The organism is Pseudomonas plecoglossicida NBRC 103162 = DSM 15088 (assembly GCF_000730665.1).
GTDB classification, from domain to species: domain Bacteria; phylum Pseudomonadota; class Gammaproteobacteria; order Pseudomonadales; family Pseudomonadaceae; genus Aquipseudomonas; species Aquipseudomonas plecoglossicida.
On the sequence record NZ_BBIV01000013.1, the window covers coordinates 123,494 to 137,174 of the forward strand.

Genomic DNA, 13,681 nt, shown 5'->3' on the forward strand with positions numbered 1-13,681 from the left:
AGGCCGCTGTAGAGGCGAAATCATGAAGACCACCCTCGACTTGCCTCTTTTGCCATTGCGCGATGTCGTCGTTTACCCGCACATGGTCATCCCGCTGTTCGTGGGGCGTGAAAAGTCCATCGAAGCCCTCGAGGCGGCGATGACGGGCGAAAAGCAGATCCTCCTGCTGGCCCAGAAGAATCCAGCCGATGACGATCCGGGCGAAGACGCCCTGTACCGGGTCGGTACCGTCGCGACCGTCCTGCAACTGCTGAAGCTGCCCGATGGCACCGTCAAGGTGCTGGTCGAAGGTGAGCAGCGCGGTGCCGTCGAGCGGTTCAGCGAAGTGGAAGGGCACATCCGTGCCGAAGTTTCCCTGATCGACGAAACCGATGCCGCCGAGCGCGAGTCGGAAGTGTTCGTGCGCACCCTGCTGTCGCAGTTCGAGCAGTACGTGCAGCTGGGCAAGAAAGTCCCGGCCGAAGTGCTGTCCTCGCTCAACAGCATCGAGGAGCCAGGGCGCCTGGTCGACACCATGGCCGCGCACATGGCGCTGAAGATCGAGCAGAAGCAGGAAATCCTCGAGATCGTCGACCTGTCGACCCGTGTCGAGCACGTGCTGGCCCTGCTGGACGCCGAAATCGACTTGCTGCAAGTCGAGAAGCGCATCCGTGGCCGGGTCAAGAAGCAGATGGAGCGTAGCCAGCGCGAGTACTACCTGAATGAGCAGATGAAGGCCATTCAGAAAGAGCTCGGAGACGGCGACGAAGGCCACAACGAAGTCGAAGAGCTGAAAAAGCGCATCGAAGCTGCGGGTCTGCCCAAAGACGCCCTGGCCAAGGCCCAGGCCGAGCTGAACAAGCTCAAGCAGATGTCGCCGATGTCGGCCGAGGCCACCGTGGTACGTTCCTACCTCGACTGGCTCGTGCAGGTGCCGTGGAAGGCGCAGAGCAAGGTGCGCCTGGACCTGGCCAAGGCCGAGGAAATCCTCGACGCCGACCACTATGGCCTGGAAGAGGTCAAGGAACGCATTCTCGAATATCTCGCGGTGCAGAAGCGCGTGAAGAAGATCCGTGGTCCGGTCCTGTGCCTGGTCGGTCCGCCCGGCGTCGGCAAGACCTCGCTGGCCGAGTCGATCGCTTCGGCGACCAACCGCAAGTTCGTGCGCATGGCCTTGGGTGGCGTGCGTGACGAGGCCGAGATTCGTGGCCACCGGCGTACCTACATCGGTTCCATGCCGGGCCGACTGATCCAGAAGATGACCAAGGTGGGTGTACGCAACCCGCTGTTCCTGCTCGACGAGATCGACAAGATGGGCAGCGACATGCGTGGCGACCCTGCCTCGGCGCTGCTGGAGGTCCTTGACCCCGAGCAGAACCACAACTTCAACGACCACTACCTGGAAGTCGACTACGACCTCTCGGACGTGATGTTCCTGTGCACCTCGAACTCGATGAACATTCCGCCGGCGCTGCTCGACCGCATGGAAGTCATCCGTCTGCCGGGTTACACCGAGGACGAGAAAATCAACATCGCGGTCAAGTACCTGACGCCCAAGCAGGTCAAGGCCAACGGGCTGAAGAAGGAAGAGCTGGAGATCGACGTCTCGGCGATTCGCGACATCATCCGTTATTACACCCGCGAGGCAGGTGTACGCAGCCTCGAGCGGCAGATCGCCAAGGTCTGCCGCAAGGTGGTCAAGGAACACATCGGTCAGAAGCAGGTGAAGGTCAAGGTCACCAGCGAGCAGCTCGAGCACCTGCTCGGCATTCGCAAGTTCCGCTACGGCCTGGCCGAGCAACAGGACCAGATCGGCCAGGTCACCGGCCTTGCCTGGACCCAGGTGGGCGGTGAGCTGCTGACCATCGAGTCGGTGGTAATCCCTGGCAAGGGCCAACTGATCAAGACCGGTTCGCTCGGCGACGTCATGGTCGAGTCCATTACCGCTGCACAGACCGTGGTCCGCAGCCGCGCCCGCAGCCTGGGCATTGCCGCCGACTTCCACGAGAAGCACGACGTGCACATTCACATGCCCGAAGGCGCCACGCCGAAGGATGGTCCGAGTGCCGGTATCGGCATGTGCACGGCACTGGTATCGGCCCTGACCCAGATTCCGGTGCGCGCCGATGTCGCCATGACCGGCGAAATCACCCTGCGTGGCCAGGTTCTGGCGATTGGCGGGCTGAAGGAAAAACTGCTGGCAGCACACCGGGGTGGAATCAAGACGGTGATCATTCCGGAGGAGAATGTTCGCGATTTGAAGGAGATTCCGGAAAATATCAAACAGGATCTTCAGATCAAACCGGTCAAATGGATTGACGAAGTCCTGCAAATTGCGCTGCAATACGCCCCGGAGCCCTTGCCAGATGTGGCTCCTGAGATTGTCGCGAAAGACGAAAAGCGCGACGGCGATGCCAAGGAAAGAATCAGCACGCACTAGTAGTTTTTGCTTGGGGGGCTTTCCTTGACAGTTTTTTCGGGGCCTTGCTATAAAGCGGCACGCTATTGTCATCAAGCCACCCAGCACACGTTTCATACGCTTTCATTACATACTTAGAAACAAACTCAATAGAGAAATAAGGGGACTTAGAGTGAACAAGTCGGAACTGATTGACGCTATCGCTGTATCGGCTGACATTTCCAAGGCTGCCGCTGGCAAGGCTCTGGATGCTGTGATCGACTCCGTAACCGGTGCCCTGAAAGCAGGCGACGATGTCGTACTGGTTGGCTTCGGTACCTTCTCGGTCAAAGAGCGCGCCGAGCGCACCGGCCGTAACCCGCAAACCGGCAACGCGATCAAGATCGCTGCCGCCAAGGTTCCAGGTTTCAAGGCTGGCAAAGGCCTGAAAGACGCCGTCAACTAAGTCGTCTCTTTCAGCCGGATCTAGGCCTGGCCTGGTCCGAGCACGCTGATGGCGGGCCGCAAACGTTCCCGCCTGACACGTTTGCTAAGAAAAGGCGCATCCTCGGATGCGCCTTTCTTTTATCAGGATTCTACCCACGCTCCGCGGTTGTCGACGCAGTGGTACAGCCGTTTCTGGGGGACGCATGCTGCAAAATATCAGGGACAATTCACAAGGTTGGATTGCCAAGACCATCATCGGCCTCATCGTCGTGCTGATGGCGTTGACCGGCTTCGAAGCCATTTTCCAGGCCGCCACCCATAGCCAGGACGCCGCCAAGGTGAACGGGCAAACCATCAGCCTGAACGAGCTGAGCCAGGCGGCCGACATGCAGCGCCGCCAGCTGATGCAACAGCTGGGCAAGGACTTCGACCCGGCACTGCTGGACGAGAAGCTGCTGCGCGATGCCGCGCTCAAGGGGCTGATCGACCGCAAGCTGCTGTTGCAGGGTGCCGAAGATGCCAAGTTCGCCTTCTCCGAGGCTTCGCTGGATCAAGTGATCCTGCAGACCCCTGAGTTCCAGGTAGATGGCAAGTTCAACGCCGACCGCTACGACCAGGTCATCCGCCAGATGGGCTATGGCCGCATGCAGTTCCGCGACATGCTCGCCGAAGAAATGTTGATCGGCCAGTTGCGTACCGGCATCGCGGGCAGCAGCTTTGTGACCGACCAGCAGGTCGATGCCTTCGCCCGACTGGAAAACCAGACCCGCGATTTCGCCTCCCTGACCTTCAAGGCCGACCCGGCGGCGGTTCAGGTGAGCGAAGACGAGGTCAAGGCGCACTATGACCAGCACGCCAAGGAGTTCATGACTCCGGACCAGGTGGTCATCGACTACGTCGAGCTGAAGAAGTCGGCGTTCTTCGACCAGGTCAAGGTCACCGACGAAGAGCTCAAGGCCCAGTACGAGAAGGAAATCGCCAACCTCGCCGAGCAGCGCCATGCGGCGCATATTCTCATCGAGGTCAACGGCAAGGTCACCGATGCCCAGGCCAAGGCCCGCATCGAAGAAGTCGAGCAGCGTCTGGCCAAGGGTGAGGACTTCGCCAAGCTGGCCAAGGAATTCTCCCAGGACCCAGGCTCTGCCAACAGCGGTGGCGACCTCGGCTTCGCGGGCCCGGGCGTGTACGACCCGGCATTCGAAACCGCCCTTTACAAGCTCGAGGATGGCCAGGTATCGGCACCGGTTCGCACCGATTTCGGTTACCACCTGATCAAGTTGCTGGGCAAGCAGGCGCCGGAAGTGCCGAGCTTCGCCAGCCTGAAGGACAAGCTGACCCACGACCTGAAGATGCCATTGGTCGAGCAGCGCTACGTCGACGCCAGCAAGCAGTTGCAGGACGCCGCCTACGAGGCCGCCGACCTGGCCCAGCCGGCCCAGGACCTGAACCTCAAGGTACATACCTCGGCGCCGTTCGGCCGCGAGGGTGGCGAAGGTATCACTGCCAACCGCGGCGTGATCCAGGCTGCCTTCTCCGAGGAAGTGCTGGAGGAGGCTGCCAACAGCACCGCCATCGAGCTGGACCCGGAAACCACCGTGGTCCTGCGCGTGAAGGAGCATCGCAAGCCTGAGCAGATGCCGCTGGAAGCCGTTGCCAAGAACATCCGCGAGCACCTGGCCAAGGAGAAGGCGACCGCCGAGCTCAAGGTCAAGGCGGACAAGCTGATTGCCGGCCTGCGTGACGGTTCGATCCCTGCCACTTCCAGCCAGGAAGGGCAGAGCTGGAAGGCCTTCGAAGCGGTCACTCGCGGCCAGGAGGGCATCGACCCGGCCGAGCTGCAGGCGCTGTTCCGCCTGGCCAAGCCGCAAACCAAGGACAAGCCGGTGTATGGCAGCGTTGTCCTGGCCGATGGCAGTCTGGTCGTGCTGCAGCTCAAGGGCGTCAATGAAGGCGCAGCAGCCAGCGATGAAGAGAAGCAGCAGATCCACCGCTACCTCGCATCGCGTGCTGGCCAGCAAGACTTCGCGGCGTACCGCAAGCAGCTGGAAGGCAGTGCAGACATCACTCGCTACTGAGTGGGTGTCTTGTAACGAAACAGGCCGCTTGATGCGGCCTGTTTCGTTTCCGAATGTTGTATAGCGCCCACAGCTGCTGCGCGGTGCCTGTGGGAGCCGGCTGCCCGGCAAAGGGCCTGACCAGGCTAGCGCTTCTCCCCCTCGTAGTTATCCAGCGTATCCCGCGCAATCTCACGCCCCAGGGCAATCAGCTCCGGCGCCTTGTAGAACTCGAAGAACCGACATACACGCTTGGGCACGTTGATCAGCACATCCGGCGGGTACCCCGCGATCTTGTACTGCGCCAGTGAAGTCTGCATCACCTCGAAACTCTGGTTGATCAGGTCCAGCAGTGACGCCGGCCCGACGTTGTCGATGATGAACGACCCCGTGGCTGACCTCGGCGCGCCCTCGCTCTCCGGCGCCGCCGCCGGTTGCTGGGCTTCAGGGTCGGCCGCATCGGCTAGCCAGGGGTTGGGCGGGGCCAGGCCTTCGGCGACGATCTCCTGCTCGATGCGCATCAGCTCCTCGGCGGGCTTTCGCCGAAACGGCAGGCGCGAGCCCAGCGAGCTGAGCAGCGAATCGAAGCGCATCCTGAACGCCGCCGGCCGTTCGATCACAGGCAGCTGGTACTGCTTTTGATTGGTGGAGTTGAGGTTGACCGCAATGATCAGGTCGCAATGGCTGGACACCACCGGCACGATCGGCAGCGGATTGAGGATGCCGCCGTCGACCAGCATGCGGTTGCCCTGCATCACTGGCGTGAACAGGCTGGGGATTGCCGCCGAAGCACGCATCGCCTGATGCAGGCAGCCTTCCTGGAACCAGATTTCCTGTTGGTGGGTAAGGTCGGTAGCGACTGCCGTGTAGGGGATGCGCAGTTGTTCGATGTTGATCTCGCCGACGATCTTGCGAATCTGGCCGAACACCTTGTCACCGCGAATCGCGCCAAGGCGAAAGCTCACATCGACCAGCCGCAGCACATCCAGGTAGTCCAGGCTCTCGATCCAGTTGCGATACTCCTCAAGCTTGCCAGCCGCGTAGATGCCGCCGATCACCGCGCCCATGGAGCAGCCGGCGATACAGGCGATGTCGTAGCCGCGCCGTTCGATCTCCTCGATCACGCCGATGTGGGCGTAACCCCGGGCGCCCCCTGATCCCAGCACCAGTGCTACTCGTTTGCTCATGATCGTCCCCCGCGCTTTACAACCATGGTCATACAATGCACCGAGCGTTGCCTGTGCTTCAATGTAGACTTTAGGCAAAACCTGCCGGAAGCGGCACTTTTCAGGTGCCCGAGCGTCGAACAGCCACTGTATTCCAACCACTGAGGTTCCCCTGATGAAAGCCTGGATTTCCCTTCCTCTGATTGCCCTGGCCCTGGCTGGCTGCGCGGGCAAGACGGCCTACCGTGATAGCTGCGCGACGCAGTTGGATGCCGCCTGGAAGGAGCTCGACCTGGCCAAGGCCGAAGGTTTTGCCGGGACTGTCAGTTACTCCAAGGCCTTGTCGCTGCTGACCGGTGCCAAGACCCAGCAGCAGTTCGAAGGTTTCGAAGGTTGCACCCATAAAGCCGAAAAGGCGCGTTTCTACATTCGTGAGTCGCGCGCCGGTCGCTGACCGAGGAGCGTCCTATGTCCGCCATGCTCGATCATGTGGTTGCCCAGATCGTCGCCTTGCAGGTGCGCCTGCTGGCCTGTCGCGAGCGTCTGGCTGCCGATACCGACAGCGAGGCACTGCATGACCTGCGCATCGGCGTCCGACGCCTGCGCAGCCTCTTGCGCCCGTTGCGCGGGTTGCCTGGGGTGGAGCAGCTCGAGGATGCGGCCAAGGCCCTGGGCACGTTGACGACGCCTCTGCGCGACCGCGAGGTGCTGGCGGGCGAATTGGCCAGGCGCGGTCTTGTCGACGCCGCGCAGCGCCGCCTGCAGGGGCGCGCCGCAACCTTCGCCGGTGTGGCGGGCAGTGCACAGTTGGGCAGGGTGTTGGCCATCCTCGACGCGTTTCCGCTGTTCCTGCGCGCTGCGGGGCGCGAGGGCCTGGCCAAGTCGTTGGGCAAACGCGTGGACAAGCGCCTGGTCAAGCAATGGCGCAAGTTGCTCGAAGCCTTGCAAGATCCTGCTCATGACCGCCATCGCCTGCGCTTGTTGATCAAGCGCGTGCGCTATGGCGACCAGGCTTATCCGCAGCTCGAGCATGCAGGCACGAAGCTGCAGAGGCTGCTGAAACAGGCCCAGGGCGATCTGGGCGACTGGCATGACCGGCTGCAATGGCTCCTGCAAGCGCGCGACCATGCCGATCTCGCGCCCTGCAAGATCGATTGGGAGCGGGAGTTGCACGCAGCGCAAGCGCAGTCAGATACCACCCTGGCGGCCTTGCAGGCTGCGCTTGAGCGGTGCAAGCCTGGCAAATGACCGATATGCGGGCTGATCCTGCTTGCTCGGCTGGATAGTATGGGCGGATACCCATAGCCTTGCAGGAGCCGGCCCATGAATTTCAATCAACTGCTCGACGCCGTGCGAGAAGCGCCCGAGGGGGTCGGCATCCCGGCCAGCTGGGCCCAGGGCAGAGCCGCCTTCGGTGGCCTGATGGCAGCGATGGTCTACCAGGCCATGTGCCAGAAACTGTCCGATGACCGCCCTGTGCGCTCGCTGGCGATCAGTTTCGTCGCCCCGGCTGCGCCGGATGTGCCTACGCGCTTCGAAGTCGAGGTGCTGCGCGAGGGCAAGGCGGTCAGCACGCTGCTGGGGCGGGCCATCCAGCAAGGGCAGGTGGTGACCTTGGTGCAGGGCAATTTCGGTGCGGGCAGGCCCTCGGTGGTCGAGGTGTCTGCGCTGCCGGCCATGGAGATGAAGCCGCTCGACCAGGCTGCCCCGGAGCTTCCCTATGTCAAGGGCGTCACCCCTGAATTCATGCGCCATGTCGCCTTGCGCTGGGCAGTCGGCGGGTTGCCCTTCAGTGGCAATCAATCACGCCGGATGGGTGGCTGGGTGCGCTTGCGCGATGTGGCCGAGGAGCAGCTCAATGAGGCTCACCTGCTGGCCCTGGTGGATGCCTGGCCGCCGAGCCTGATGCCGTTTCTCAAGCAGCCTGCTGCCGGCAGCACGCTGACCTGGACCATCGAGTTCATTCAGCCGGTCGCGACCTTGTCGACCTTGGACTGGTGCCGTTACTGCGTCGAGACCGAACATGCCCGGGATGGCTACGGGCATGCGGCGGCTGCGCTGTGGACGGCGGAAGGTGAGCTGTTGGCGTTGAGCCGGCAGACTGTGACGGTGTTTGCCTGAGGAGCGAGGTGGGCCAATCGCCGGCAAGCCAGCTCCCACAAGGGTTAGTGCAACGCTGCAGGAACCTTGTGGGAGCCGGCTTGCCGGCGATGGATTTCAATGCCGATGCTTGTGCCGCTCGCGCCAAGCCTTCCACCAGGCGCCGCTGAGCACGAAACGCGGGAAGGTGATGAACTGTTCGGTCAGCAGGCGCTGCATGGCGTCCTTGCGGTTGGCGAACGGCTCTGGCTGTTCTGACTCGAGCCGGTGGCCATGGCGCTGCAGACCCAGGCCCGCGAGCAGGGCGATGATGCCTACTGCGATCTGCCCCAGGTCCAGGGCGAACAGGCCGGACAGCACCAGCAACACCCCGAGTATGAACAGCGGCACGGCAATCAGGTGCAGTACCAGGTTGGTCGGGTGGCGGTGGTTGTGGTGATAGCCGCGCCATTGCCAGGCGGGCAGGTTGGGCAGTCGTCTCATGGGCATTTCCTCGCAGTCATGCCCAAAGCTTAGTGCTGCGGCGCAACGCCAGCCAATCAAGGCTGGCTATGGCGACTATAGCTTCAGTTGGCCAATGGCCTTGTTCAGCTCGCCGGCCAACGCTGCCAGCTCATTGCTGGTGGTGGCCGACCCGACCGTCTGCTGCACGGTCTGTTCGGTCACATCGCGAATGCTCACCACTGCGCGGTTCATCTCTTCAGCCACCTGGCTCTGCTGCTGCGCGGCCACGGCGATCTGGGTGTTGCTCTCGCGCATCTGCGCCACCGCGCCGGTGATCTCGGCCAGCGCCGCGCCCGCTTCCTGGGCTTGCTGCACGCAGTCGTCGGCCTTGTAGGAGCTTTCCTGCATGAACTCCACCGCATCGCGCGTGCCGGCCTGCAGGTCGGCGACCATGTGGGTGATTTCGTCGGTGGAAGACTGCACGCGCTTGGCCAGGTTGCGCACTTCGTCGGCTACCACGGCGAAACCGCGGCCCAGGTCGCCGGCGCGGGCGGCTTCGATGGCAGCGTTGAGCGCCAGCAGGTTGGTCTGCTCGGCGATGCTGTGGATTACCCCGACCACGCCATTGATCTTCTGGCTGTCGTCGGCCAGTTGACGAATCATCTCGGCAGTCTGTTGCACGCCGGTGGACAGCCCGGCAATCGAATCCTGCACCCGGCCGACCACTTCCTTGCCGCTGCCGGCCAGGGTGTCGGCAGTCTGTGACAGGTCGCGGGTGGCCCCGGCGTGCTGGGCGATATGGTGAACCGTGGCCGACATCTCGTTGATCGCCGTGGCGGCCTGGTCGGTTTCGCTCTGCTGGCCGAGCATCCCGTGGCGCACCTCGTTCATGCTCGTCGCCAGGCGAGCTGCGCCGGCGTCGAGTTGTGCGGCAGTCCGGGCCACGGTGCCCACCACGCGGTGGTAAGTCGCTTGCATGGCGTTGAAGGCGCCCGCCATCTGGCCGACTTCATCGCCACTGGCCAGCGGCACCCGGGCGGACAGGTCGCCGGTCTTCTCGACATGCAGCATCACATCCTTGAGGGTGTTGAGCTGGCTCAGGAGGAAGCGGATCAGCAACTGCGAGGCGTAGAGCATGGCCAGCATCAGAATCAGCACGCACACGGCGTAATTGCCAAAGCGCTCGAAGAACACCTGGCGCAGGCTCGGTGCGTGGGCCAGCACCGCGACCTGTTGCTCGCCATGGCGCAGCACATGCGCACCGCGAAGTGGGTCGTCGCCCAGGATCCAGGCGGTGGGCAGTGCCACCCAGCCTTGGGCATCGCGCAGGGCATCCTGGGTTTGGCCGGCAACACTCGGGGCTTGGCCGGACTGCCAGGCAATCAGGTTGGCCTGATGGGGAAGGGGTTGTTCGCTGGGCCAGGCCGACAGCAGTTCAGCCTGGGCCTGGGCCTGAGCCCGCGCCGCTTCGGCCCGGGCCTGCTGCTCCAGATGCACGGCGTAGAGCACCAGGAGCAGGGTGGTGACGAAGGCCACCGCGTTGACGGCCCAGAACTTGTACTTCAGGGAAATATTGCTAAGCCAGGCACCCATGGGTAGGTCTTCTCTGAGTTGAGCGGAAACAGTCTTGGCAAGGTGCCATCATTGTGCCCGCCCACGCCAGGGAGGCGTTGACGTGTATCAACAAACGGTCAGGGGTGCGGCGTCTGGCTCAAGCAAGCTGGAAGAAGGCCCGGGCGGTCGCAGTGGTATGCGCGGCCGTGGCCTCGAGGCTTTCACCCCGGTGCAGCGCCACCTCGCGCAGCACCTCGGGCAGGAACGCCGGCTCGTTGCGCCCGTTCTTCGGTTTCGGCCGCAGGCTGCGTGGCAGCAGGTACGGCGCGTCACTCTCCAGCATCAGGCGCCCTTGCGGGATGTTGCCCACCAACGGGTGCAGGTGGGTACCCCGACGCTCATCGCAGATCCAGCCGGTCATGCCGATGTGCAGGTCCATGTCCAGGTAGGCGAACAGCGCCTCTCGTTCACCGGTAAAGCAATGCACCACCGCAGCCGGCAACTGGTCACGGTAATCCTTGAGGATGGCCAGCAGGCGCTCACTGGCATCGCGCTCATGCAGGAATACTGGCAGGCGCAACTCGGCAGCCAATGCCAGTTGGGCCTGCAAGGCTTTTTCCTGGAGGGGGCGAGGGGAGAAGTCACGGTTGAAGTCCAGCCCGCATTCGCCCACGGCGCGAACGCGCGATTCCCCGAGCAATTGGCGTAGTTGCCGCTCGCTGTCGGCATTCCAGGCCTTGGCATCGTGGGGGTGCACACCTGCAGTGGCGAACAGGTGCTGGCCGTCGGCATCGAGCTGATGGCACATTTCAAGCGCCTGTTCGCTGACAGCAAGGCTGGTGCCGGTGAGGACCATCTGCACCACGCCGGCCTTGATGGCGCGCTCGACGATGGCTGCTTGCTGGTCGTAAAAACTGCTGTTGGTCAGGTTGACGCCGATATCGATCAGTTGCATGGTGCTAGCTCGTGCCGCGGGGCGGCCAGCATAGCAAAAAGCGCGATAATCGGAAAAAGCCCAGAACTTCAGGCTGTTGCCGCGGTCATTTACTGTCATTTATCACCTGTTGCTCGTTCCACATGAACAGCGCCCACCGACCTCGGACACGTTCTCGCATGCTGCGATACCTGCTGACTCTGTTGCTGATGTTGGGGCTGACCGCCGTGGGGCCGGCCTACGCACGCTTGCCGGGGCCCGAGCAGCATGTGCCGGCGAGCGCATCCCGAGACCTCGATCAGATTCGCAGCCGCAAGGTGCTGCGCGTACTGGTCAACCAGAGCCGCAACAGCTCCGGAGAGGTCAAGGGCGAGCCCGTGGGTATCGAGTACTACCGCCTGCGTGGGCTGGAGCATTACCTCAATGCCCGTGCCGGTGATGGGCAACAGATCCGTCTGCAACTCGTTCCCCGGGCCAAGGAGCAGCTGCTGGGCGCACTGCAGCGCGGCGAAGGTGACCTTGCCGCACCGGGCGAGTTGCTCGACCCGGCCACGGTGGGCGAGGTGAGCGGCAGTGCCCCGGTACTGGACCAGGTGCCATTGTGGTTGGTCGGGCGCAAGGGCGAGCGCAGCTTCACCCGCGTCGAACAGTTGTCCGGCCGTACCGTGGCGCTGACCAGCGCCAGCGCTGCAGGCGCGGTGATCCAGCAGCTCAACCAGCAGCTGGCCTTGCGCAAGCGGCCGCCGATCAAGATCGAATGGGTCGATTCGACTCTGGCGGTGGAAGACGTGCTGGAAATGGTCCAGGCCGGGATCTACCCGCTGACCATGGTCGAGCGACCGATCGCCCAGCGTTGGGCCAGGGTCATGCCGCACCTGCGCCTGGACAGCCGCTTGCAGCTCGGTCAGCCACAAGCCATGCGCTGGTATGTACGGCGCGACGCGACAATGCTGTTGGCGACGGTCGACCGCTACCTGCAAGGCTACCGCGCCCCGGAGAACCAGGACGCGGCGTTCGAGCGCATCTACCGGCGCCAGTACCGTGTGCACAACCCCTTGGCCAGCAAGGATCGCCAGCGCCTGGTCGCGCTGCGGCCAGTCTTGCAGAAACATGCCCAGGCGCAGCAGATCGACTGGTTGAACCTCGCCGCGCTGGCTTTCAAGGAGTCGACCCTCGATACCCAGGCACGCGGCAGTGGCGGCGCGCATGGCCTGATGCAGATCACCCCGTCGGCAGCCCAGCGGGTCGGGGTCGGCAACACGGCCACGGTGGACGGCAATGTTCAGGCCAGTGCCCGTTACCTGGCGTTGATCAGGCGCAAGTTCTTCGCCAGCCCGAAGATCAACGAGCGCGAGCGCATGGCGTTCACCCTGGCGGCCTACAACCTCGGCCCGGAGCGGGTCCAGGCCATGCGCGTCGAAGCCCGCAAGCGTGGCCTCAACGGCAACCAATGGTTCTTCCAGACCGAGCGGGTGGCGATGGAGCAGGTTGGCATGGGGCCGGTCAATTTCGTCAACAGCGTGAACAAGTACTTCCTGGCGTTCAACCGTGAACGGGCAGTGCTGGAGCGTGTGGCCAAGCGCTGAAGGCCGGTTGCGATCAAGGTCTGCTTGCAGCTTGCCGCTCGAGGCTCTAGGATACCGCTTGCGCCGATTTAAACAGCTACTTGCGGGGCGCGGGACGCCCCACACCGGGTCATCCGAAATACCGCTAAAGCGCTGGTTCGGTGACGCCTCCCACCGCTGCCCAGCGGGTTTTGCGAGGCGGAGAGAAAACTCCATGAGTTGCCCACGTACCAGTGTCTGTTTGAGCCCTTTGCCTGCCCCGCAGGCATCCCGCACACCGCGCATCCTGCTCGGTGGCCTGCATCAGCCCACCCTTTTGCGGCACCTCGAAGGCCTTTCCCGGCGCAAGGGCCAGGCTCGCGCATTCCTTATCCAGTTCGCTGAAACCGCCTGCCACCTGGGGCAGTTCGGCAATGACCGGTTCGACCTCGCGGTGATCCAGGCACCGGCTGCGCAAGACGCTGCCGAAGTGATCGGACATCTCACCCGGATCGCGCGCCAGGGCCTGATCACCCGACGCTGAGGAGCGCGCCGTTGAGCACCAATATCATCACGACGGAAGGTCACGAGGCCCTGAAGAAGGAACTCGACCATCTGTGGCGGGTGTATCGCCCGGAAATCACCCAGAAGGTCGCCTGGGCAGCCTCTCTGGGTGATCGCAGCGAGAATGCCGACTACCAGTACAACAAGAAGCTGCTGCGCGAGATCGACCGCCGGGTCCGTTACCTGCGCAAGCGCCTCGAAGACGTCAAGGTAGTCGCCTACTCCCCGCAGCAGGAGGGCAGGGTGTTCTTCGGCGCCTGGGTCGAGATCGAGAACGATGAGGGCGAGACCATGAAGTTTCGCATCGTCGGCTACGACGAGATCTATGGTCGCAACGATTACATCTCGATCGACTCCCCCATGGCCCGTGCCTTGCTCAAGAAGCAGGAGGGCGATGAGGTGGTGGTGCATACGCCGACAGGCGAGGCGACCTGGTATGTGAACAAGATCAGCTACGGCCAATGAAATGATGGTGGGCCGTGCTGGCCTCATCGCCG

At 63.2% G+C, this 13,681-nt stretch carries 13 protein-coding genes; 9 read left to right on the forward strand and 4 right to left on the reverse strand.

Annotation, left to right across the window (positions count from 1 at the left end; genetic code table 11):
- Positions 1–22 precede the first annotated feature (22 nt).
- The 3 genes from lon to PPL01S_RS10160 all read left to right on the forward strand — a co-directional run bounded on the left by lon (position 23) and on the right by PPL01S_RS10160 (position 4,899).
- Positions 23–2,419 (forward strand): endopeptidase La, encoded by a 2,397-nt coding sequence (lon, locus tag PPL01S_RS10150; protein WP_028625641.1) that lies wholly within the window; start codon positions 23–25, stop codon positions 2,417–2,419.
- 151 nt (positions 2,420–2,570) lie between these two features.
- Complete coding sequence (hbs, locus tag PPL01S_RS10155) at positions 2,571–2,843, forward strand: non-specific DNA-binding protein Hbs (protein ID WP_016394421.1); 273 nt, start codon at positions 2,571–2,573, stop codon at positions 2,841–2,843.
- A gap of 184 nt (positions 2,844–3,027) precedes the next feature.
- The gene (locus PPL01S_RS10160) at positions 3,028–4,899 is read left to right on the forward strand and encodes a SurA N-terminal domain-containing protein (RefSeq protein ID WP_028625640.1); all 1,872 of its coding nucleotides are present in this window, start codon (positions 3,028–3,030) and stop codon (positions 4,897–4,899) included.
- A gap of 125 nt (positions 4,900–5,024) precedes the next feature.
- Here PPL01S_RS10160 and PPL01S_RS10165 read toward each other — a convergent pair whose 3' ends face one another.
- Positions 5,025–6,065, reverse strand: coding sequence for a patatin-like phospholipase family protein (locus PPL01S_RS10165; RefSeq protein ID WP_016394419.1), 1,041 nt, complete (start codon positions 6,063–6,065; stop codon positions 5,025–5,027).
- A 154-nt stretch (positions 6,066–6,219) separates the two neighbouring features.
- On the opposite strand from PPL01S_RS10165, the gene PPL01S_RS10170 reads away from it, so the two are divergent.
- From PPL01S_RS10170 to PPL01S_RS10180, 3 genes are all read left to right on the forward strand, one after another.
- Entirely contained in the window at positions 6,220–6,498 is a 279-nt protein-coding gene (locus PPL01S_RS10170; protein ID WP_016394418.1) for a hypothetical protein, read from the forward strand.
- Positions 6,499–6,512: 14 nt separating this feature from the next.
- A complete protein-coding gene (locus PPL01S_RS10175) occupies positions 6,513–7,292 on the forward strand; it encodes a CHAD domain-containing protein (RefSeq protein WP_016394417.1) in 780 nt (259 codons plus the stop codon).
- A gap of 75 nt (positions 7,293–7,367) precedes the next feature.
- The gene (locus PPL01S_RS10180) at positions 7,368–8,165 is read left to right on the forward strand and encodes an acyl-CoA thioesterase (RefSeq protein ID WP_028625639.1); all 798 of its coding nucleotides are present in this window, start codon (positions 7,368–7,370) and stop codon (positions 8,163–8,165) included.
- Between the two features lie 96 nt (positions 8,166–8,261).
- Here the strand turns inward: PPL01S_RS10180 and PPL01S_RS10185 are convergent, their stop codons facing one another.
- The 3 genes from PPL01S_RS10185 to PPL01S_RS10195 form a co-directional block, all read right to left on the reverse strand.
- On the reverse strand, positions 8,262–8,627 hold the full coding sequence (locus tag PPL01S_RS10185; RefSeq protein WP_016394415.1) for an Mpo1-like protein: 366 nt from the start codon (positions 8,625–8,627) through the stop codon (positions 8,262–8,264).
- A gap of 75 nt (positions 8,628–8,702) precedes the next feature.
- On the reverse strand, positions 8,703–10,181 hold the full coding sequence (locus PPL01S_RS10190) for a methyl-accepting chemotaxis protein (RefSeq protein ID WP_028625638.1): 1,479 nt from the start codon (positions 10,179–10,181) through the stop codon (positions 8,703–8,705).
- A 118-nt stretch (positions 10,182–10,299) separates the two neighbouring features.
- The gene (locus tag PPL01S_RS10195; protein ID WP_016394413.1) at positions 10,300–11,097 is read right to left on the reverse strand and encodes a TatD family hydrolase; all 798 of its coding nucleotides are present in this window, start codon (positions 11,095–11,097) and stop codon (positions 10,300–10,302) included.
- Positions 11,098–11,255: 158 nt separating this feature from the next.
- Here PPL01S_RS10195 and PPL01S_RS10200 point away from each other — a divergent pair, with 158 nt between their 5' ends.
- The 3 genes from PPL01S_RS10200 to greB all read left to right on the forward strand — a co-directional run bounded on the left by PPL01S_RS10200 (position 11,256) and on the right by greB (position 13,649).
- Positions 11,256–12,662, forward strand: a complete 1,407-nt coding sequence (locus tag PPL01S_RS10200; protein ID WP_016394412.1) for an MltF family protein — start codon at positions 11,256–11,258, stop codon at positions 12,660–12,662.
- A 193-nt stretch (positions 12,663–12,855) separates the two neighbouring features.
- Complete coding sequence (locus tag PPL01S_RS10205) at positions 12,856–13,164, forward strand: hypothetical protein (protein ID WP_016394411.1); 309 nt, start codon at positions 12,856–12,858, stop codon at positions 13,162–13,164.
- 11 nt (positions 13,165–13,175) lie between these two features.
- Positions 13,176–13,649, forward strand: coding sequence for a transcription elongation factor GreB (gene greB, locus PPL01S_RS10210; RefSeq protein WP_016394410.1), 474 nt, complete (start codon positions 13,176–13,178; stop codon positions 13,647–13,649).
- Positions 13,650–13,681: the final 32 nt, after the last annotated feature.

What these genes read in the sequence shown, in the direction of transcription:
- lon (WP_028625641.1), top strand. Translation starts at nt 23, where the DNA reads ATGAAGACCACCCTCGACTTGCCTCTTTTGCCATTGCGCGATGTCGTC.
- PPL01S_RS10160 (WP_028625640.1), top strand. Translation starts at nt 3,028, where the DNA reads ATGCTGCAAAATATCAGGGACAATTCACAAGGTTGGATTGCCAAGACC.
- PPL01S_RS10165 (WP_016394419.1), bottom strand. Translation starts at nt 6,065, where the DNA reads ATGAGCAAACGAGTAGCACTGGTGCTGGGATCAGGGGGCGCCCGGGGT.
- PPL01S_RS10170 (WP_016394418.1), top strand. Translation starts at nt 6,220, where the DNA reads ATGAAAGCCTGGATTTCCCTTCCTCTGATTGCCCTGGCCCTGGCTGGC.
- PPL01S_RS10175 (WP_016394417.1), top strand. Translation starts at nt 6,513, where the DNA reads ATGTCCGCCATGCTCGATCATGTGGTTGCCCAGATCGTCGCCTTGCAG.
- PPL01S_RS10180 (WP_028625639.1), top strand. Translation starts at nt 7,368, where the DNA reads ATGAATTTCAATCAACTGCTCGACGCCGTGCGAGAAGCGCCCGAGGGG.
- PPL01S_RS10185 (WP_016394415.1), bottom strand. Translation starts at nt 8,627, where the DNA reads ATGAGACGACTGCCCAACCTGCCCGCCTGGCAATGGCGCGGCTATCAC.
- PPL01S_RS10190 (WP_028625638.1), bottom strand. Translation starts at nt 10,181, where the DNA reads ATGGGTGCCTGGCTTAGCAATATTTCCCTGAAGTACAAGTTCTGGGCC.
- PPL01S_RS10195 (WP_016394413.1), bottom strand. Translation starts at nt 11,097, where the DNA reads ATGCAACTGATCGATATCGGCGTCAACCTGACCAACAGCAGTTTTTAC.
- PPL01S_RS10200 (WP_016394412.1), top strand. Translation starts at nt 11,256, where the DNA reads ATGCTGCGATACCTGCTGACTCTGTTGCTGATGTTGGGGCTGACCGCC.
- PPL01S_RS10205 (WP_016394411.1), top strand. Translation starts at nt 12,856, where the DNA reads ATGAGTTGCCCACGTACCAGTGTCTGTTTGAGCCCTTTGCCTGCCCCG.